Below are 19,791 nucleotides of genomic sequence, written 5' to 3'. Positions count from 1 at the left end.
ATAGAAGATGTTGAACTTTCGAGCTTTTCTGGGAGTAATCCTAACAAGTACATTGCTACTGTGTTTTTCGGCCTGCGGAGATGAAGTGATCGTGAAACCAGCATCCAAATTACGGCTGGAGTACGATATGGCAAACTATGGTATCGTTAAGGGGGACTGTCCCTATAGTTTTGAGAGGAACCAATCGTCTAATCTGGTTGAGAAAGGAAACTGTGGTGTTAACCTGGTGTATCCTGGCATGAAAGCAACTGTTTATATGACGTACCAGCCAGTGAAAGAGGGTAATCTCACCAAATTGCTGCAGGATGCACAAAAACTAACGTATGACCATACGGTAAAAGCCAATGAAATTTTTGAACAGCCGAGGGTGGATTCCATTAATAAGGTATATGGTATGTTCTATATGATAAACGGAGATGCAGCTACACAGTCCCAGTTCTATGTAACCGATAGTACCAACCATTTTATAACGGGATCGCTCTATTTTGAATCGAAACCAAATTTCGATTCCATTTACCCTGCTGTAGTGTATTTGCGGGATGATATAAGAAGGATCATGGAAACAATTTCTTGGGAAGAATAGGCAAGCAACCCCTTTAATAACTCGGTATCTAAACTAGGTGATCCGGGATTGTTAAAATTATATTAGAATTAGTTAAAGGATTCTAATTAATCCTCAACTTTGTTCCTCGAAAATCGACCATGAATAACTACACACTTAAGTGGGTTTATCTTATTGTCCTTTCCATTATTTGGGGGAGCTCTTTTATACTTATTAAGAAGGGTCTTGTGGGCCTAACCGATTTTCAGCTAGGTTCCTTGCGAATTGTCCTTACCTCCATTTTTCTGTTCTCTGTTGGTTTCCGTAGCCTAATGCAGATAGGCAAAAAAGATTGGATTTGGGTGGTTATTTCTGGCTTCACTGGGACTTTTTTTCCGTCGTTTCTGTTTGCAATTGCACAAAACCATATAGATAGTGGGGTAACCTCTATTCTTAATTCAACTGTTCCCTTAAATACATTGATAGTAGGTGCACTTTTGTTTGGTATTGGAGTGGCCAAAAGACAAGTATGGGGCGTGTTCATTGGACTTTTAGGAACTATTCTTCTCATACTCGCGGGGATTTGGATGCACAATAATGGCACAGTGGAGAGTTCAGGAATTACTAGGAATCATTGGTATGGAGGCCTTATTCTAATCGCGACTATTGGCTATGCTTTTAACGTGAATATTATCAAAAAGTATTTGAGCAATGTGAGTGCACTTGCCATTACAACAGGTAATTTCTTGTGTATTATTGTGCCTGCTTTTGTCATACTGTACTATACTGGTTTCTTCGATACAATTATGCAGGATCGTCAAATGCAAATTTCATTTGGGTATGTGGCCATTCTCTCGCTTTTCGGAACCGCAATGGCAAAAGTGATCTTTAACAAACTGGTGCATATTGCCAGTCCGGTATTTGCCTCATCCGTAACCTATACCATGCCGTTGGTTGCCGTCATGTGGGGAGTTGTAGATGGGGAACGATTTAGTTGGTTACAATTAATTGCTGCAGTCATTATTCTCTTCGGGGTATATCTTTCCAACAAAAGAGTGAATTAATAGGCTCTATTTCAGTGGTTTCTGAAAATTTTTACCGAAATTTAAGGGAACCAAATTCTTGTTCTTATGGGAAAGTACTATGTCAAATACGGCTTTGGGATTGCGGTAATCCTTATTGTATATTTTTTGCTAACTAACCTAATGGGCTTGCATAAATATCCTGTGTTAAGCGCACTTAATGGTGTGATCATTGGTGGGGGTATCTTTTTTGCGTTGAAGAATTATAAGGCAAGTATGGTAGAATTCAAGTATCAGGATGGGTTTCAGTTGGGTCTTTTTACGGGGGGATTGGCAACTCTTGTTTTCGCTGCTTTTATGGCATGCTATATTTTCTGGATAGATACACGCTTTGCCGAGGCCATACTCGATTCTTGGAACCTTAATTTCAATAAGGGCTCCCTCATCCTTATTATTTCCTTGATTATTATGGGTTTTTCTACAACTTTTGTGCTTACGTTGGCCTTTATGCAGTTGTTAAAGGAGTCATGGAACCCAAAACATTGAAAAACACTGTTTTTAAGGCTAAATCCTTTTGTCAATTTCATTTTTACAATTATATTTGCACCCGCTTTTGCTGTAGGGTAGAAGCTTTTGATTTTTAAAAAACCATTATAAACGTTTACGCTATGTACGCAATTGTAGAGATAGCAGGGCAGCAATTTAAAGTTGCAAAAGACCAAAAAGTCTTTGTGAACCGTTTGGCCGTGGAGGAAGGTAAAAAAGTCGCTTTCGACAATGTACTTCTTATCGGTGACGGAGACAAGGTTACTGTTGGCGCCCCGGCTATAGACGGAGCTCAAGTAGGAGCAAAAGTCGTTAAGCACCTAAAGGGTGATAAAGTTATTGTTTTCAAAAAGAAAAGAAGAAAAGGATACCGGGTAAAGAACGGTCACAGACAATCACTTTCTGAAATCATCATTGAAAACATCGTAGCCTCTGGAGCAAAAAAAGCAGCTCCTGCTAAGAAGGCTGCCCCTAAGGCAGAAGCTAAAAAGGCTGAGCCAAAGAAGGAAACAAAAGCTGCTCCAAAAGCAGAAGCTCCAAAGGCAGCTCCTGCTAAAAAAGCCGCTCCTAAGAAAGCTGCTAAAGGAGATGATCTTAAGAAGATCGAAGGAATTGGTCCTAAGATCGCTGAGACACTAACCGCTGCTGGTATTGCAACGTTTGCAGATTTGGCAAAGGCAGATCTCAAAAACATTACAGAAATCATTTCTGGAGTTCGTGGAAACCATGTGCCAGATACTTGGCCTCAGCAAGCTCAATTGGCTGCCGATGGTAAGTGGGACGAGCTTAAAGAATGGCAAGATAAATTAGACGGTGGAAAAGCGTAAGCAACCACTAAAGTATAACTTATAAAACCGAAAAGAGATGGCTCATAAAAAAGGAGTTGGTAGTTCCAAGAACGGTCGCGAATCAGAATCGAAACGCCTAGGGGTTAAGATTTTTGGTGGTCAAGCAGCTGTTGCTGGAAACATCATCGTTAGACAAAGAGGAAATACACATCACCCAGGTGAGAATGTATATGGTGGAAAAGACCATACGCTGCACGCCAAAGTGGACGGTATTGTGAAATTCACCAGGAAAAAGAATGACAAATCTTATGTTTCTATTGTTCCTCACGGGGAAGCATAGAACGGAGAAGATATAGTTTAGAAACCCCTAACCATTGGTTGGGGGTTTTTTTATTTTCTCACCTTTTGCTCACGGTTCTTCAATTAAGGGGTTTTTCCCCTTCAGTATTACGCGAAATAATGTTTATACTTGTAATCCGATTTTATAACATCAAATGAGAGCAACGATACTTTTCGGAATTGTAAGCTGTCTTTTCTTTCAAGGCCTTTGGGCGCAAGAAGAAGAGTACTCTTTCGATGGTGTTATTAAATTAAGTGATATTACCCTATATACTTACAAGGTCTATTTCTATGAAGAGAACGGAGTTATAGAGGGGTATTCCGTAACAGATCAAGACGGAGGCTATGAAACCAAATCATTGATTTCGGGAACTATAGATTACAAAACCAAGTCTTTCACATTTCATGAAAGTCAGATACTTACGGCAAAATCACCTATCGTAGAGGACAAGTTCTGTTATATTCATTTTACGGGGACTTTTAGAAATGAGACTGAAGGGCAACATATCCGCGGAAGGTTCGACAGTAAATATTTAGATGGCGAACTATGCATAAACGGGCAGATAGAGTTATCGAATGTAGGGCCCATTCTGAAAAAGAAAGAACGTCCCAAAGTTGATATTGTGGGAGAGATAAAGTCCCAATCGGCCATTAAGCAAAAACAAAAGGATTTAGTAAGTAAGGCCAATAATGTTAGTATTAACACCGTAGCCACGAATGAAGTATTGCACGTGTTCAGCAAAGACGAAGAACTTTCTATGTTAATTTATGATGAGGAATTGGCAGATAATGATAGAATCGATTTGTCCATAAATGAGATTCCGGTGCTCATTGATTATGGGGTTACTAGACGTTCCCGGAAAGTAAGGATAAAGATGGATCGCGATCGTGTTGAGGTAAAGATAACGGCCCTAACCAACGGAATTATCGGAAAGAATACCATTCGTTTCGACATTACCGATAGCAATAACCTGACCCGGACGGTCACTAACTTAGATGTGGGGGAAACAGCTACCCTGGTCTTTTTGAAACAGTAATTATTCTTTTAAAATATCCCTGATGATCTTTAAGTGATGCTCTGTATGCACCTCTAGGAACCGAAGCGAATTTCCCCGAGCAATGATCCCAAAAACAGGGTGTTCAAAATGGGCATGCTCATCCAATTGAAAAGCCATTTTTACATTTTCCCTAGCTTCTTTCAATTGCCGATACAATGCTTCCTTTTCAATTATTTCTGGGGGCAGCACGGCTGTAGGCGATTGTGCCCTTCCCCGTGGAATATAATTTAGGGTTAGGGACATAACACGCGGCATATTGAAACTCGAATTGAAATCATCTGGATTGGAAGCTTCCATGGCATCGTAAATTCCATTGATTGTCTTTAGGGTATGATCCAAATGCCATGCAACTGGTACTTTCGAGACATCTATATTGATTGAATCCTGATATAGGATATTGGCCTCAATTTTGTTAAGGGAATCGTCTAAAAATCCGATGTCGTTCACTTCCATATTACAATTTACAAACGTGGCACCGATGGTGATTAATAGTGCCAATGCGAATAAGCTAGTTTTAAATCTTTGCATATTTTTTCTGATGTTTTGTCATACCTCCCATAACCAAACTCATAATTTTTACTTTCCCCCATCGAGGAACGGTTCGCAGTCCGAATAGGAGCAGTTTGGTGAGACTCCCTGGATACAGTACGGTCTTTTTACCGAGAGACTTCAATATGGGGATTGCTATTTGGTCGGGAGTTAAGGCCTTGTTCATCTGTAAATTGGCTCTTTCCGAAAACCCAGTTTCGACTGGTCCCGGAGCTGCTACAAGAATATCTACTGGGTGTTTTTTAATTCTCCTGCCAAACCTTCGCCTAAAGTTTGTACATAGGCTTTGGTCGCTGCATAATGAGCGGCATTAGGAACACCTTGAAAGGCAACAATTGAGCTCAATAGAACAATGGCACCCTTGTTTTGCGCTTCGAATTTTTGGGCAAAATAATGAGAAAGAACAAGGACAGCACGGCAATTTACATGGAGCATATCTATTTCGGTTTCCAATTGGGATTCGATAAAGGAACCGGATGTTCCGTAACCTGCACTAAGTACGACAAGACCAATGTCATAGTCCGTGGCGGCTTTCATTACCTGTTCATAGGAACTCGATTGCGAAAGGTCAACTGCAAGAAAGTTGGCTTGAACCCCGAACTCGGATTCCAATGTATGGGTCATTTTTTCCAGAACATCAATTTTTCTCGAAATAATTAGGAGATTAAACCCTGCTTCTGCAAGTTGTAGGGCAAGAGCCTTACCAATGCCGGAGGTTGCCCCTGTAACCATTGCCCAAGACCCATAATTTTTCCTAAGCCTATTTTGCTCTTTCGTCGCTAAATGTTTCGCCATGATATTTGTTTTAAAATTCGAATCTATACCCAAAGTCAGGGAAGAATCCTATTTGATCTACTTGATCTACGCGGTTAGTCAATCTATTGTATCGTCTAACAAAGACGTTTTCATTATTAGTCACATTTTGAAAATCGAAATAGATTTGATGCGACGTTTTCTTCGATTTGCTATTTATTTTTATACCTGCTTTGACGTCCCACCTTAGATAACCATCATACTGTTCACTGAATGCAATGTCTTCCTGAAGAACTTCAAATCCGGCAGCTTGTGAAGCTTCAAGGTCTACTGGGGTATAATATCGGCCTCCGGAGACTGTAAATCGAGTATCGAAGAAAAGGACATTTTTCTTAGCTTTTCCTATGGCGAACTCCCTTCCCGCCAAGGCATTCACAACATAACCATTGTTGAAAGGGGAGTTTCTTTCTATGCCATCACTACCTTCGTATTTGCTTTCAAAAAATGAGGTAGTCAATAGGCCATAATAACCACCGCTAAAGAATTTCTCAATAGTGATTTCAATCCCTTGATTGAAACCTGTCCCCTCACTGACTAAAGAAACACGATCATTGTCAAAATCGAAATCAGCACCTTCGGTTAAGGAAGAATAACTAGAGGGAAAGGCCTCTACAGCTGCTTTATCAATGCCCTGATAGTATACTTCTAACTTTCCGCGCCAACTTTTGGCGAATCGAGTATCGTATCCTAGCACAAAGTGATTGCTGCGAACAAAATCTAAATCAGTGTTGGTTTGTTGCAACGTGCCATTTACGTTTTCATTAAGAAAGAGAAGTGGTAATGAGACGGGCTGATGGTGTAATCCATACCCTAAACTCAATTGGTGCTTGGGGGCAACTTTGTAGTTTATAGCTGCACGGGGTTCAATTACGAATTGCTCATTTAAGGTGCTGTATTGCCCGTGCAGTCCGGCATTTAGGGTCAACTTTTCAGTAAGACGAAACTGTCCCTGTGCATAGGGTTGTATTAAAGTGAGGTTGTCATCAACATCTAAGAAAGTAAATAAGTCGGGATCTCCATCATTATTTAGATCGGGTTGCATCTCACGGTCTTTTTGTGTGACATCAATTCCGAAAGCTTCCACCAATATCCCAGTTCGAATTGTACTTTTGTTATTCAATTTTGCATTGAACATTGTGGAAGCACTAAATCTGGTTTCAAGGTTATCTGCCTCAGTATAGCGAAGTATGCGCTCTTCGGGAGTATCCTTATCTATAAATCTATCTTGCTTAAAATCACTTCCGCTATACGACCCTGCCAGTACAGTTCTTACATAGGAGTTTTTGGAAATGTTTATTTGGTGTTTCAGTCCTACCACTCCAAATCCAGATTCGAAAAACGAATTCTCATCCTCTGCAGCGAACAAATCATTTTCATCAATATCGTCGCCAAGGAATTCAATATCAGAAAACCCTAGAATCCCAAAAAGGGAAAAATTACCCAGCTTGCTCTTGCCAAAGTCAATATTGAAGGATATATCATTGTAATTGGGGGTAGCAGAAGTACCTCCAGCACCAACGCCCAAAAGACTGATCAAGGAATAACGACCGGAGATTAGGAAAGAACCGTTATTTTTTCCAAGGGGTCCTTCTGCCATGGCTTCTACTCCCGTGAAAATTCCCGCTTGTGCTGTAAATTCGTAATCGTCTTTGTTCCCTTTTCTAAAACCCAGGTCGAAAACCCCGCCCAGGGCATTCCCATATTCGGATGGAAATGCCGAGGTTAGAAAATCGGAGTTCTTGAGGAGGTTAGGGTTTAATGCGGAAACAGGGCCGCCAGTGGTGCCCACAGCCGAAAAATGATTCGGACTGGGTATGGGGATGCCTTCTAAACGCCACAATAGCCCTGTAGGCGAGTTACCTCTTACAACAATGTCGTTCCTACTATCATCCGGAGCAGAGACCCCAGCGAAGTTAGCTGCCAAGCGTCCAACATCGCTACGACCACCAGAAAAGCGGTTCACTTCCTCCAAACTAAATTGTCGGGATGAAATGGTGGCTAATTTGTTCACAGATAGATCTTTATTGGTAGCCGTAATGACCACTTGATCCAATTGATCGAAGGCTTCAATTAAATTTACTGTTACGACAGCATCCTTTCCGGTAGTAACCACAATATTGGGTAGTGTAATACTTTCGAACCCTACATAGCTTATACGAATACTTTGGCGGCCAACAGGCACATTTTCCAGTCGGAAGTAGCCGTCAAAATCTGTAATAACACCTGTGGCTTCTACACCTAGAAGTTCGACTGTAGCGCCATTAAGCGGGGATTCACTTTGCGTGTCGAGCACAATACCTTTTATCACACCCGTTTGAGCGAAGGAGGCAAGACTTACTAAAAATACAATGAGTTGGATTCCGTGTTTCATTTTTTTGAATTTTAGCCAAAAGTGCGGTGCTTCGTATCGTGGGCCAATAGAAATTAGTTGGATTGTAAAATTGCGTATTGAATTGGCATTGTAGTAGGTCTATTGTAATGGCACCTTATATTCCCTTTGAAAACAATTCAAGTGGAAAATGAACAATTCAGTCTCCAATATGACAGTTTAGGGGTTCCCGTTTATTCATTTTACGGTTCGTTTTATTACTTTGTTTATTGATCCAGTATCTTTATGGAAATGAAAAAGAAGAGAATACAAAAAACCGCAGTTCGTTTTCTCATTGTAAACATTGTATACTTCCTTGTTAAGTTAACTATTGAGCACGACAACGAGGAACCGGATTTTTTCCATCCGGAATCACTTTTCTATTATTCTTCGGCCATTGTACTTTTTTTCAGTACCTGGGAAATCAACGATTGGCTCATCAATAAATATCAACATAAAAAGGGGGTGTTACTACCACGTGATTATTCAGCTATTATCGGTTGGACATTGGCGATTAGTACACCACTTACCGCTCTGTATTATTATGTAGGCATATTTCATTTGAATCATATTTGTGAATTACATGACGGTGATCCTTGGCTGCAATGGCGCATCGATTTTTTTAGGGCTATGTTATTGGGCGTGGCTGTCATCTTTTTTAATGTTTTCTACCATGCGGTATACCAGAAGCGGGAATTGGAAAACAAAATGACAGCCCTTAAAAAGGAAGTAGTAACCTCAAAATATAAGTCGCTAAAGAGTCAGATAAGTCCGCATTTTCTGTTCAATAGCCTGAATACACTTACCAGTTTAATGTACGAAGATCGGGACTTGGCTTCTGATTTTGTTTCAAGATTGGCTTCCTGTTATCGGTATATTTTGGATAACCGCGAAGAGGATTTGGTTTCTTTGGAAAAAGAACTCAATTTTCTGGATTCCTTTATGTTTATGATGAATGTGCGCCATGAAGGGGCTCTACATATTAAAACCAATATCCAGATTACTACCACGGAATACCTTATCCCCACTTTAACCCTACAGATGCTGGTTGAAAATGCCATGAAGCACAATTTTTATTCTAAGGAGAAGCCCATGGAAATTTTAGTCGAAACAAGAGGCAAACAACGGCTGGTAGTACAAAACACTTATCGAAAGCGCGAATTGAAAGAAGAGTCAACCGGTTTGGGGATTCAGAATATAAAGAATCGATTTGCCTTTTATACTTCCCAAGAGGTGTTGGTAGAGGAAGGGAATGGCCTATTTAGGGTAGAAATACCCTTATTGCCCAAAGATGTAAAGGACATTAAAATGATAGTTTCTTAAATGAAAGCAGTAATTGTAGAAGACGAGGCCATCGCCTCAAGACGCTTGGCTAGCCTAATTGGTGAATTGGCTCCTGAAATGGAAATCGTGGGGCAGGTCACTTCCGTGGAAAACGGAAACCACTGGTTTGCCCAAAATAGCATGCCCGATCTTATTTTTCTAGACATTCAATTGAACGATGGTTATGGTTTTGATATTCTTGATAGTTTGGATGATCATCCCCCGGTCATCTTTACCACAGCTTATAATGAATATGCCATACGAGGCTTTAAATATAATGGGATAGATTATTTACTGAAGCCTATTGATAAGAATGATTTAAGGGATGCATTGTATAAATTTCGAAAGAACAGTGTACATGTACCCACGGAAACTGCCAAGATTGCCGAATTGAAAAAAATATTCTCAAAGGAATACAAGAAACGGTTTATGGTAAAGGTGGGGAACCACTTTAATACTTTTGGTGTGGAGGATATCGCTTATTTCAAAAGCCATGAAGGGCTCATTTTTCTTCATTCACATACAGGACAGGAATTTCCCATAGAATATTCCATAGATCAGTTGGAAGATATTTTGGATCCCGTTCAGTTTTTCAGGATCAACCGTAAGTTTATGGTTTCCGTTAAGGCGGTTCAGGAGATCCATACCTATTTCAATAGCCGGTTGCTATTAAAGTTGCAACCCAAAGAAGAGGGACAGGTCATTGTTTCCCGTGAACGGACCAGTAATTTTAAGCGCTGGTTGGATTTGTAAATTAACCAACTGTTTGAAATATCATGACGTCACACTCGTTAATCAGTTGTGAGACCGTTACTACTATTACTGTTTTTATTCCCATTATCTGTTTTTGGACAGGAAGTTCCCGAGGTCAAAACCATCCATGTCTACGTCGCACTTTGCGATAATGAAAACCAAGGGATCGTACCTGTGTCAAAATCTTTAGGGAATGGGCAAGACCCCAAGTCCAATTTGTACTGGGGAGCTCTCTACGGAGTGAAAACACATTTCAAGAGAAGTGCTCAATGGGAATTCATACAAACGGTTTCATCAGAAAATCCCCATATACTGGAACGGGTACTCTTTAAGCATCGCAGCACAAATACCTACCTGTTGGCCGATGCCTATGATGGGAAATACATTAAGAAGACCACCATCGATTTTCTCAAGGCAGCTGCGGGGGATCATAAGGAAGTCATTTCGTATAAAGGAAGTTCTTTGCACTTTGGAGGTGGAGCAGGTCTTATATCCTATATAGGACATGATGGCCTGATGGAATTCGATCTAGAAGAATCCTTTAAGCCATGCGATGAAGAAGAAAGGGATGCAGTGATATTGGCATGCATTAGCAAGGCTTATTTTGAGCCCTATCTTAAACTCACCAAAGCCAATCCGTTGGTTTGGTCTACCGGTCTAATGTCGCCCGAAGCCTATACCCTTGAAGCAGCCATAGAAGGGTGGATTGCCAAGGAAACCGATATCCAAATACGAGAACGTGCCGCACAAGCCTATCACAAATACCAGAAATGCGGTATTCGCGGTGCCCGTAATTTATTGGTAACTGGCTATTAGCGCACCAGCACCTTCTTTGTGACCCTTCTACCTACACCATCATTAAATTGGATGAGATACATTCCTGATGATAGTTCACTTGTAGAAAGACGGTATACTTTTTCGCGCATGGTATGGGAAGAAAGTAATTGCCCTTGCAGGTTGAACACCTCGAAATTGATAGCTTCGTCATTGGGCAAGGTAGACTGAATCGAGATTTCATTCAAATTAGGATAGGAAACGATCAACGCTTCCTCCAATCCGACTCCAACATCTGTGGTAGAGAGCGGTTCCCCATTGTGTACCTTCAGGTTTCCAATATTGATAATATAACTGGCATCGGCAATGACAGGTCCATCCATCCGTACTCCAATGGTAGCCAATTCCCTGCCTGCAAAAGCCCCAAGTAATCTTGTTAATTCGTTCCATTCACCCAGAACATTACTTGTAACATCCAAGGCAATGGTTTCACCTGGAGTATCCGCAAAGGTTAAAATGAGAGCCAAGGTATATTCATCTTCAAAATCCTGGATACGGTATACGATATCTATCTTACTATCGGAGGAAAGCGTTAGGTTCGTTTTGTAGAGTAGTAGGTCATCTGGGGTTGGACTTACTGGATCGCCCTCAATACGCAGGGATGAGCCTCCATTATAAGCGATGTCGAAATCCCAAGATGCATTAAAGAAAGCACCTTCCGAAAAGGCGAACTGCCAAGTGGGGAGGATATCCTGATCGTTTAAATTATGCCAGGGATCGGTACTGGTCTCTACTCCTTGTTCAAACTTTTTTAATCCATGTCCCGTATTGAAATTGGTTTCAAAAGGCATTTCTGAAATCGTAGATGCAGCAGGAATCCAGTTTGCATAACCCTTAAATCCAGAAGGATCTTCCGTTGCGGGATTGCGATCTGCTCCGGAAAACATATGACGTTCTTCACTATAAAAGTTTGCGTAATCCGTAGGGTCGTTATTGAAAATACTGTACTGATCATTGTTGAAAATACAATTGGGGGCGAAAAGCCCGAGGGACGTATACGGTGTTTCAGGATCTTCGTGTAACCACCCCATCCATGCATTGCCTCCCGTTTCGAAAGGCGCCTGATTCCTTCCTGGCCATAGATCCACCCCGGTAAATACTTCGAATTCTGATCTTCCAATTTCCCCAGCTCTGGTTCGGGAAGCTATAGGCGGCGGGGTCCCCCCCCAGAAGAAATTGATAAAAATGTTACTGCTTACCCTTTGCTCGAATCCGTTTCCGGGATCGCCGTCTTCATCGTTTTGTACAAACGGGCTGTTATTTGCGTTCAATCGATCTTGCCAGTCCACATTGCCGTTCAACAACATGGCATCATACCACATCACATCTTTTCCGACTGCTTCGACCGCCGTGGTAAGGTCCCTAAGGAACTCATACATCAATTGTCCGGTAGCGGAATTGGTATTGGTTTCTTCATTGATAAACCAACCATCGAAGTTGTAGTACTCCATAATTTCGACCATGATGGGAACGACCAAAAAATCCCCATTTCCATCTTGTTCCAGGAAATTTTGAAGAATTGCCGTAGATCCTCCGAACGCATTGGGCGCGAAAAAGACATTGGCGTAAACCTTAACCCCATTTTTGTGGGCTGCATTTACCCATGGAGCGGAGGGCAATTGTATGTTTTGTTCGAAGGTGCCGCCAAACCAAACAAGCTTATCGATGAAGGACCAATTGGTAAAATTATACAAGTTAAATTGATCCTGCTCCTCACTATAATTTGCAAAATTTCCCATTCCATCGGGTAGGTATGCAATTTCCATATCATTGCTTAATGAAGGGTTAAATTGGGTATCTGTATTAACGAAACGCGGCAATAGCTCTTGAGTAGCAATTAAAGCATCGTCTGCCGTTGGCCCGCCTTGTGTCCAGGCTTTTAATTCATCTACGCTTAGCACATATGGAGGTGCCACAGTAATTTGTGAGAATGCAATAAAACTTGTGAAAAGGAGAACAATAAAAATGTAATTTTTTTTCATGGGAATATGGTTGAATCGATATAAAGGTACTATTTAAGTACGAATTAACTTGATTGGGAAAAACAAAAAACCCCTGCCAAACGGCAGGGGTCTCTCATATCTAAAATCTAATGTCTCTACTAGTATCTGTAGTACTCAGGTTTGTAAGGCCCTTCCACTTTTACGCCAATATAATCGGCCTGATCGGTACGCAGTTCGGTCAACTCTACACCAATCTTGGCAAGGTGCAATTTGGCTACCTTTTCATCTAAGTGCTTTGGTAACATATATACCTTGTTCTCGTAGTTTTCAATGTTGTTCCACAATTCAATTTGAGCCAAAGTTTGGTTGGTAAAGGAATTACTCATTACAAAACTTGGATGTCCCGTAGCACAACCTAGGTTTACCAATCGACCTTCCGCTAAAAGAAGAATATCTTTTCCGTTAAGATTGTATTTGTCTACTTGAGGTTTGATCTCGATCTTCTCGCTGTTGGAATTCAACCAAGCAACGTCAATCTCATTGTCAAAATGTCCAATGTTACATACAATGGTTTTGTCCTTCATGGCTTCAAAGTGCTCTCCACGAACGATATCCTTGTTTCCGGTTGTTGTAATTACTACGTCAGCATTTCCAACTACAGTTTCAAGGCGTTTTACTTCAAAACCGTCCATAGCAGCCTGAAGCGCACAGATAGGGTCAATTTCCGTAACGGTAACAATAGAACCGGCACCTTTAAAAGAGGCGGCAGTTCCTTTACCTACATCACCATAACCACAAACAACCACGCGTTTTCCTGCCAACATCACATCGGTAGCACGACGAATCGCATCTACTGCACTTTCTTTACATCCGTACTTATTGTCGAATTTAGACTTGGTTACACTATCGTTTACATTAATCGCAGGCATCGGTAACGTTCCCTTTTCCATACGTTCATATAAACGGTGAACTCCAGTAGTGGTCTCTTCGGACAATCCGTTGATTCCTGAAACCAATTCTGGGTATTTGTCCAGTACCATATTGGTAAGGTCACCCCCGTCGTCTAAAATCATATTCAATGGCTCTCGATTTTCACCGAAGAACAAAGTTTGTTCAATACACCAGTCAAATTCTTCATCATTCATTCCCTTCCACGCATACACAGGGGTTCCCGCAGCGGCAATAGCAGCAGCAGCCTGATCTTGGGTGGAGAAAATGTTACATGAGCTCCAGGTTACTTCGGCGCCTAGTGCTTGCAACGTCTCGATCAATACGGCCGTTTGGATGGTCATGTGCAAACATCCAGCAATTCGGGCACCTTTAAGTGGTTGCTCATTTTTGTACTCTTCTCTCAACGACATTAAACCGGGCATTTCGGCTTCTGCCAATTCAATTTCCTTACGGCCCCAATCGGCTAATGAAATATCTTTTACTTTATACGGTACGTAGGGTACAGTTTTCGTAGACATATTGTTATCTTTGAAATGTTATGTTTATCTGAAAAATTTCAGATTGCAAAATTACGGAATATCCCTGTAAATAGATGCCTCTTTACAAAACAATAACAGTTAACGATCGAACTAAAGTCCTCATTTGGAAGATAGAAGAATCCTTTGAAGCCCTTTCTGAAGGCATTTCCCTAACAGATCATTGCCAATCCCGTGTAAATGGAATGAAAAGCGACCTTCATAGAAGGGGGTTTATGAGCGTACGACATTTATTGATGGAAGTAGGTTATACAGATCACGATTTGTATTATGATGAAAAAGGCAAGCCTCACTTAAGAGATGGTAAGAAGATCTCCATTACCCATTCCTATACTTTTTCCGGGATTATTGTAAGTGAAGATGAGGTTGGAATCGATATTGAAATGCAACGATCCAAGATCCTTAAGATTGCCCATAAGTTTACACCCATTGAGGAATACCGGACATTGGCAAATGATGACGCCATTATGAGGAAACTTACCATGGTTTGGGGTGCAAAAGAAAGTTTGTACAAGAGTTTTGCCGAAAAGGGAGTCAGTTTTTTACAGCACATCTATGTCTCCGATTTTAGATTGGACGCCCTAGAGACTACTGCCGATGTGAGTTTTGAAGGGAAAAATGAAAACTACCATGTTTGGTTTTTGGAATTCGAAGGCTTTACGGGTGCCTATGCAGTCATTAATAATGGACATGGATAATGGAGTGGTTAAAACAACGTTTCTATGAGCTTATGGCAAGGTACACGGAAGATGTATCTTATGTGCAAGACTGTTGGCAAGAATTGGAAACCCTGTACTCGCAGCCTTCACGGCATTACCATAATTTGAATCATGTGAACCATATGATAAATGGTTTGGAAACCTTCAAGGATAAAGTAGTTCATTGGGATACGTTACTGTTTGCTATCTTTTATCACGATGCCGTGTATCATGTGAAACGACAGGATAACGAAATAAAAAGTGCGGACCTCATGGAAGAACACCTTGGAAGAACCTCTTTTAGTAAGATTTCAATGTGCCGTCAACTTATAGAAGCCACTAAACGGCATGAAAGTTATGATGATGATATGAGGGTATTGATGGATTTAGATTTGGCCATTTTAGGACAGGATAGTGACGATTATAATAGGTATGCAAAAAACATCCGAAAAGAGTACAGCGTGTATCCTGGTTTTCTATACCGGAAAGGACGGAGAAAAGTGCTGAAGCATTTTTTGGAAAAGGATCGAATATTCAAGACCGATCATTACTCGAAAACCCTTGAGGGTAAGGCTAGGGAAAATCTTAATAGAGAACTTCAAACCCTTTCTTAATGACCTTTTTCGAATCAGTAGTACACCAAATAAATGACGGCAAGGAGCTACTGGCCGTTCTAGTGGACCCTGAGAAGTTTGCGGTAGATCAGGCTGCCTCTTTTTTAAGAACATTGCCAGTTGAAGCCACACATATTTTTGTTGGAGGAAGCACGGTGCCAGAAGGTAAAACCGAAGAAGTTATTGAGGCGTTGAAGGGATGCACTTCCAAACCTATTTTTATTTTTCCGGGCAGTCATGACCAAATTGCCGGGAATGCCGATGCACTTCTATTCCTTAGTTTATTGTCCGGTCGTGACCCCGAATATTTAGTCGGTCAACAAATAAAGGCAGTTCCCAAATTGAGGCACAGTACGCTAGAAGTGATCCCCACGGGATATATTTTATTAAATGGAGGAAACGAATCCGCAGTTCAAAGGATAACTGGTACCTCGCCACTTTCCCAGGAAAGCATTCAGGAAATAGTAGATACAGCAAAGGCAGGAGAGCTAATGGGTGCCAAGTTCATTTATTTGGAAGCTGGGAGTGGAGCCAAGATTCCAGTTTCGGAGGCCATCATCAAAGCGGTAAAAACAGATCTTGCGATTCCACTCATTGTTGGGGGTGGTATCCGAACTAAAACACAAAAAGACAATGCATACAAAGCAGGGGCCGATATGATAGTTATGGGCACTGTTTTTGAAAATGAAATTTAATATGGATATATCGGTAGAACTAACATTAACACCTTTACAGGACGACTTTGAACCTCCAATTATTGCATTTATTAAAAGCCTTCGGGATTCAGGGCTTACTGTGTTGGAAAACCCTCTAAGCACGCAAGTGTACGGAGACTATGATACGGTTATGGGCCTGCTTCAAAAAGAAATGAAGACAGCATTGGCAGCAATGGAGAGCGGATTGTTGTATATGAAAATCGTAAAATCGAACAGAAGCGACTATGAACCCCATTTTTGATTTTCTTTTCGGGCAGTATGCCGAATATGAAACACTAGATATTATCCTGGAAATAGTTGCCGTCATTTTTGGCTTGCTCTCAGTCCTATTTTCGAAACAAAATAATGTGCTGGTCTTTCCGACTGGAATGATTAGCACTGCCATTTTTGTATACCTTTTATTAAAATGGACCCTGTTAGGAGACATGATGATTAATGGGTACTACTTTATCATGAGCGTATATGGATGGTACATTTGGACCCGTAGGGTAGATGAAGATCAGGTGACCCCTATTTCAAAGACCACTGAAAAGGAAAAAGTATATTCATACGTCATTTTTATTTCCACCCTAGTATTTGTGTATCTCGTGTATACGGGATTCGATAAGTGGAACGATTGGACTGCTTATGTAGACACCCTAACCACAGCTATCTTTTTTGTGGGAATGTGGCTCATGGCACGAAGGAAAATTGAAAACTGGATCTACTGGATTATCGGTGATATTATTTCTGTCCCATTGTACTTTTACAAAGGATTTACGTTTACCTCTTTACAATATTTTATCTTTACGATTATTGCCGTATACGGCTATCTCGCATGGAAAAAACACTTAGACAACACCCCAGCGATTGCCTGAAAATTGTGCTATTTGGGCCTGAATCCTCAGGTAAGACGACTTTGGCAAAAGCATTGGCCCAAATTTATCAAACCGAATGGGTGCCCGAATACATGCGTGAGTATCTTCAGGAAAAATGGGATGTTCACAGGGAGCTTATAACCAAAGAAGATCTTATACCTATTGCCCAGGGACAAATAGAAAGGGAAAATGAAAATGCCTCCCGAGCAAATTCGTACCTTTTTTGTGACACGAATTTGCGAGAGCTAAAGGTGTACTGCGAATACTATTACAAAGGTTTTTGTCCAGAACCTATTCTGGAAGCCTGTAGAAATGAAAATTATGATCACTATTTTCTTACACAAATCGATGTTCCGTGGGAAAAAGACGACTTAAGGGATAGACCCGATGATAGGTCTACACTATTTCGTACTTTTGAATCGGAACTGATAACAAACCATCTTCCATATACCCTTTTGGAGGGAACATTGGAAGAACGAATTCACACAGCATCCCAAGTCCTTCATAAACTTAAAAAATAGCTTAATGCTAACCGAAAAGGATATAGATCAAATAGAAGCCCACGGACTTACCCTACATAAGGTTTATAAACAATTGGAAACCTTTAGCCGTGGAATCCCCTTTGCCAACGTAATAACTACCGCTTCCTTAGGAAATGGAATTCAAGCAATAAATGATGATGCCCAAAAAGGGCTCGAAAATTACTATGATAGTAAAAAGGATGAACTGGATGTGGTAAAGTTTGTACCCGCCTCAGGTGCAGCGACCAGAATGTTCAAATTCTTGCACGAATTTTTGGATAATTTTGATCCCGAAAAGGATGTGTTTAGAACCTATGTAAAAAATAACCCTAGCCAAGACCTCGAAGCCTTTTTTTCATCATTGAGTGATTTTGCATTTGTAAATGAGGTGCGGAAGAAAGTGAGGGAGATGTACCCCGATTACAAAAAATCCTCCAAAGGAAAAAGGTACTATTGTTTTGCGAATGCCATGTTGAGCAAAAAAGGGCTCAACTTTGGGGATAAGCCAAAGGGGCTCATTCCATTTCACCGGTATAAAAAATATGCCACTACGGCATTCGAGGAACAACTTATTGAAGCTGCGGGTTATGCAGCGGTAAAAGATGATGTGTATCTTCACTTCACCTTTTCGGAAAAGCATGTCGAGTCTTTTAAGGATGAATTCAATGCGGTTCGAAGTAGGGTGAGTAGAAAAACAAAAAAAACCTACCATATTTCCTATTCTTTTCAGAATAAGGATACCGACTCTATTGCGGTCACTCCAGATAATAAACCCGTCAGGGATAAAAAAGGAGGGCTTATCTTCCGTCCTTCTGGTCATGGAGCGCTACTTCATAATCTAAATGAAGTGAATGCCGATGTGGTGTTCATTAAGAATATAGATAATGTGGCCGCCCAAGAATACAATACAGAAATAGGCTGTTACAAGAAAGTATTAGGGGGTAAACTATTGCAATTACAATCCAAGATATTTGGTTACCTCAAAAAACTGCAAGGAGAGGTAACATTAGATGAGGTAAAGGAAATACAATCCTTTATTTGGAACGATTTGGACGTTAAGGACATTCCGCATGGTATTTCGGCTATGATCGAATTTCTAGATCGCCCATTGCGTGTGTGTGGTGTGGTTAGAAATACCGGAGCTCCTGGAGGTGGTCCTTTTTGGGTTAAAAACAGCGAAGGACAGGTATCCCTTCAAATTGTTGAGAAATCTCAAATAGATGTTGGTAATGAACGACAGCAGGGTATTGTAAACGAGGCTACTCATTTTAATCCAGTAGATATCGTGTGTGGTCTTCGCAATTACAAAGGCGAGAAATTCGATCTTATGCAATTTGCCGATCCTCATACTGGAATTATTGCTGAAAAATCCGAAAACGGAAAACCCATAAAGGCATTAGAGCTTCCAGGTTTATGGAATGGCGGTATGGCACATTGGAATACCATTTTCGTTGAAGTTCCCCTCATTACCTTCAATCCTGTTAAAACCGTGAACGATCTTCTTAAAAAGGAGCATCGTCCCAATGCCTGATGCAAATAGACGTACTTTTAAAAGAACTATCTTTTAGGACCGCCAGAAGCAGTGGCCCAGGAGGGCAACATGTTAATAAAGTAGCGACCAAGGTTGAAGTGCTTTTCAATGTATGGGATTCTCATGCCCTTACCGAAACAGAAAAGGACTTGTTAAGAGAACGATTGGCACATCGCATTTCTGATAAAGGAATTTTGGTCGTTAAAGATGAGTCTACCCGCAGTCAGCATAGGAATAAGACGGCGGCTATCGACAAATTAATAGTACTTCTTCGGGAAAATGTAAAAGTTCGAGCGCCAAGAAAGCGAACAAGAGTTCCAAAAAGTGTGATCGAAAAGCGCTTGAAGTCGAAAAAGCAAAAAGCGCTTAAAAAGCAAAATCGCAAACCGCCAAAAATGGAATAGGTTTACATAAAGTGTGTAAATACTACACACCTTGTATACAGTTTTATACACTTCCCTTTCTTTTTAAACAAATCTTGAAATTATTT

The 19,791-nt window shown here is 40.8% G+C and carries 22 protein-coding genes; 17 read left to right on the top strand and 5 right to left on the bottom strand.

Going from position 1 to position 19,791, the window contains the following annotated elements; genetic code table 11:
- Window positions 1-7: 7 nt before the first annotated feature.
- The 6 genes from gldD (at window position 8) to AC6JAD_RS04365 (ending at window position 4,273) form a co-directional block, all read left to right on the top strand.
- Complete coding sequence (gene gldD, locus AC6JAD_RS04390; protein WP_461302356.1) at window positions 8-583, top strand: gliding motility lipoprotein GldD; 576 nt, start codon at window positions 8-10, stop codon at window positions 581-583.
- A gap of 119 nt (window positions 584-702) precedes the next feature.
- Window positions 703-1,605: a DMT family transporter gene (locus AC6JAD_RS04385; protein WP_461302357.1), complete on the top strand. Its 903-nt coding sequence runs from the start codon at window positions 703-705 to the stop codon at window positions 1,603-1,605.
- A gap of 66 nt (window positions 1,606-1,671) precedes the next feature.
- Window positions 1,672-2,109 (top strand): DUF4199 domain-containing protein, encoded by a 438-nt coding sequence (locus AC6JAD_RS04380; protein ID WP_461302358.1) that lies wholly within the window; start codon window positions 1,672-1,674, stop codon window positions 2,107-2,109.
- Between the two features lie 122 nt (window positions 2,110-2,231).
- Window positions 2,232-2,936, top strand: coding sequence for a 50S ribosomal protein L21 (rplU, locus tag AC6JAD_RS04375; protein WP_461302359.1), 705 nt, complete (start codon window positions 2,232-2,234; stop codon window positions 2,934-2,936).
- Window positions 2,937-2,973: 37 nt separating this feature from the next.
- Window positions 2,974-3,237, top strand: a complete 264-nt coding sequence (gene rpmA, locus AC6JAD_RS04370) for a 50S ribosomal protein L27 (RefSeq protein WP_461302360.1) — start codon at window positions 2,974-2,976, stop codon at window positions 3,235-3,237.
- Window positions 3,238-3,391: 154 nt separating this feature from the next.
- A complete protein-coding gene (locus AC6JAD_RS04365) occupies window positions 3,392-4,273 on the top strand; it encodes a hypothetical protein (protein ID WP_461302361.1) in 882 nt (293 codons plus the stop codon).
- On the opposite strand, the gene AC6JAD_RS04360 is transcribed toward AC6JAD_RS04365, so the two are convergent.
- The 3 genes from AC6JAD_RS04360 to AC6JAD_RS04350 all read right to left on the bottom strand — a co-directional run bounded on the left by AC6JAD_RS04360 (window position 4,274) and on the right by AC6JAD_RS04350 (window position 8,027).
- The gene (locus tag AC6JAD_RS04360) at window positions 4,274-4,822 is read right to left on the bottom strand and encodes a DUF1569 domain-containing protein (RefSeq protein WP_461302362.1); all 549 of its coding nucleotides are present in this window, start codon (window positions 4,820-4,822) and stop codon (window positions 4,274-4,276) included.
- Between the two features lie 249 nt (window positions 4,823-5,071).
- Window positions 5,072-5,638 (bottom strand): SDR family NAD(P)-dependent oxidoreductase, encoded by a 567-nt coding sequence (locus AC6JAD_RS04355; RefSeq protein WP_461302364.1) that lies wholly within the window; start codon window positions 5,636-5,638, stop codon window positions 5,072-5,074.
- 10 nt (window positions 5,639-5,648) lie between these two features.
- Window positions 5,649-8,027: a TonB-dependent receptor gene (locus tag AC6JAD_RS04350; protein ID WP_461302365.1), complete on the bottom strand. Its 2,379-nt coding sequence runs from the start codon at window positions 8,025-8,027 to the stop codon at window positions 5,649-5,651.
- A gap of 249 nt (window positions 8,028-8,276) precedes the next feature.
- On the opposite strand from AC6JAD_RS04350, the gene AC6JAD_RS04345 reads away from it, so the two are divergent.
- From AC6JAD_RS04345 to AC6JAD_RS04335, 3 genes are read left to right on the top strand one after another with little or no spacing between them, the layout of a single operon-like run.
- On the top strand, window positions 8,277-9,347 hold the full coding sequence (locus AC6JAD_RS04345) for a sensor histidine kinase (protein ID WP_461302366.1): 1,071 nt from the start codon (window positions 8,277-8,279) through the stop codon (window positions 9,345-9,347).
- On the top strand, window positions 9,348-10,100 hold the full coding sequence (locus AC6JAD_RS04340; RefSeq protein WP_461302367.1) for a LytR/AlgR family response regulator transcription factor: 753 nt from the start codon (window positions 9,348-9,350) through the stop codon (window positions 10,098-10,100).
- A gap of 48 nt (window positions 10,101-10,148) precedes the next feature.
- Entirely contained in the window at window positions 10,149-10,916 is a 768-nt protein-coding gene (locus AC6JAD_RS04335; protein WP_461302368.1) for a hypothetical protein, read from the top strand.
- Here the strand turns inward: AC6JAD_RS04335 and AC6JAD_RS04330 are convergent.
- Together AC6JAD_RS04330 and ahcY are read right to left on the bottom strand one after the other, a co-directional pair.
- The gene (locus tag AC6JAD_RS04330; RefSeq protein WP_461302369.1) at window positions 10,913-12,916 is read right to left on the bottom strand and encodes an endo-beta-N-acetylglucosaminidase; all 2,004 of its coding nucleotides are present in this window, start codon (window positions 12,914-12,916) and stop codon (window positions 10,913-10,915) included. The two genes, AC6JAD_RS04335 and AC6JAD_RS04330, sit on opposite strands and share 4 nt — an antisense overlap.
- 119 nt (window positions 12,917-13,035) lie before the next feature.
- Complete coding sequence (gene ahcY / locus AC6JAD_RS04325) at window positions 13,036-14,346, bottom strand: adenosylhomocysteinase (protein WP_461302370.1); 1,311 nt, start codon at window positions 14,344-14,346, stop codon at window positions 13,036-13,038.
- A gap of 74 nt (window positions 14,347-14,420) precedes the next feature.
- Here ahcY and AC6JAD_RS04320 point away from each other — a divergent pair, with 74 nt between their 5' ends.
- From AC6JAD_RS04320 to arfB, 8 genes are read left to right on the top strand one after another with little or no spacing between them, the layout of a single operon-like run.
- Window positions 14,421-15,062, top strand: coding sequence for a 4'-phosphopantetheinyl transferase superfamily protein (locus AC6JAD_RS04320; protein ID WP_461302371.1), 642 nt, complete (start codon window positions 14,421-14,423; stop codon window positions 15,060-15,062).
- Window positions 15,062-15,676, top strand: a complete 615-nt coding sequence (locus AC6JAD_RS04315) for an HD domain-containing protein (protein WP_461302372.1) — start codon at window positions 15,062-15,064, stop codon at window positions 15,674-15,676. Before AC6JAD_RS04320 ends, AC6JAD_RS04315 begins: the two co-directional genes overlap by 1 nt.
- A complete protein-coding gene (locus tag AC6JAD_RS04310; RefSeq protein WP_461302373.1) occupies window positions 15,676-16,371 on the top strand; it encodes a geranylgeranylglyceryl/heptaprenylglyceryl phosphate synthase in 696 nt (231 codons plus the stop codon). Before AC6JAD_RS04315 ends, AC6JAD_RS04310 begins: the two co-directional genes overlap by 1 nt.
- 1 nt (window position 16,372) lies before the next feature.
- Window positions 16,373-16,633 carry a hypothetical protein gene (locus tag AC6JAD_RS04305; RefSeq protein ID WP_461302374.1) on the top strand — a complete coding sequence of 87 codons (261 nt, stop codon included), beginning with the start codon at window positions 16,373-16,375 and terminating at the stop codon, window positions 16,631-16,633.
- Entirely contained in the window at window positions 16,617-17,249 is a 633-nt protein-coding gene (gene pnuC / locus AC6JAD_RS04300; protein WP_461302375.1) for a nicotinamide riboside transporter PnuC, read from the top strand. The genes AC6JAD_RS04305 and pnuC overlap by 17 nt, the downstream gene beginning before the upstream one ends.
- A complete protein-coding gene (locus AC6JAD_RS04295; protein WP_461302376.1) occupies window positions 17,210-17,770 on the top strand; it encodes an AAA family ATPase in 561 nt (186 codons plus the stop codon). Before pnuC ends, AC6JAD_RS04295 begins: the two co-directional genes overlap by 40 nt.
- Window positions 17,771-17,774: 4 nt before the next feature.
- Window positions 17,775-19,301 carry a DUF4301 family protein gene (locus AC6JAD_RS04290; RefSeq protein WP_461302377.1) on the top strand — a complete coding sequence of 509 codons (1,527 nt, stop codon included), beginning with the start codon at window positions 17,775-17,777 and terminating at the stop codon, window positions 19,299-19,301.
- Window positions 19,301-19,705: an alternative ribosome rescue aminoacyl-tRNA hydrolase ArfB gene (arfB, locus tag AC6JAD_RS04285; protein ID WP_461302378.1), complete on the top strand. Its 405-nt coding sequence runs from the start codon at window positions 19,301-19,303 to the stop codon at window positions 19,703-19,705. Before AC6JAD_RS04290 ends, arfB begins: the two co-directional genes overlap by 1 nt.
- The last annotated feature ends 86 nt before the right edge of the window (window positions 19,706-19,791 follow it).

The sequence above is a fragment of the Aureisphaera sp. genome, from assembly GCF_059726885.1.
Note: the sequence above shows the minus strand (reverse complement) of the source record. Positions and strands in the feature narration are given on the sequence as shown.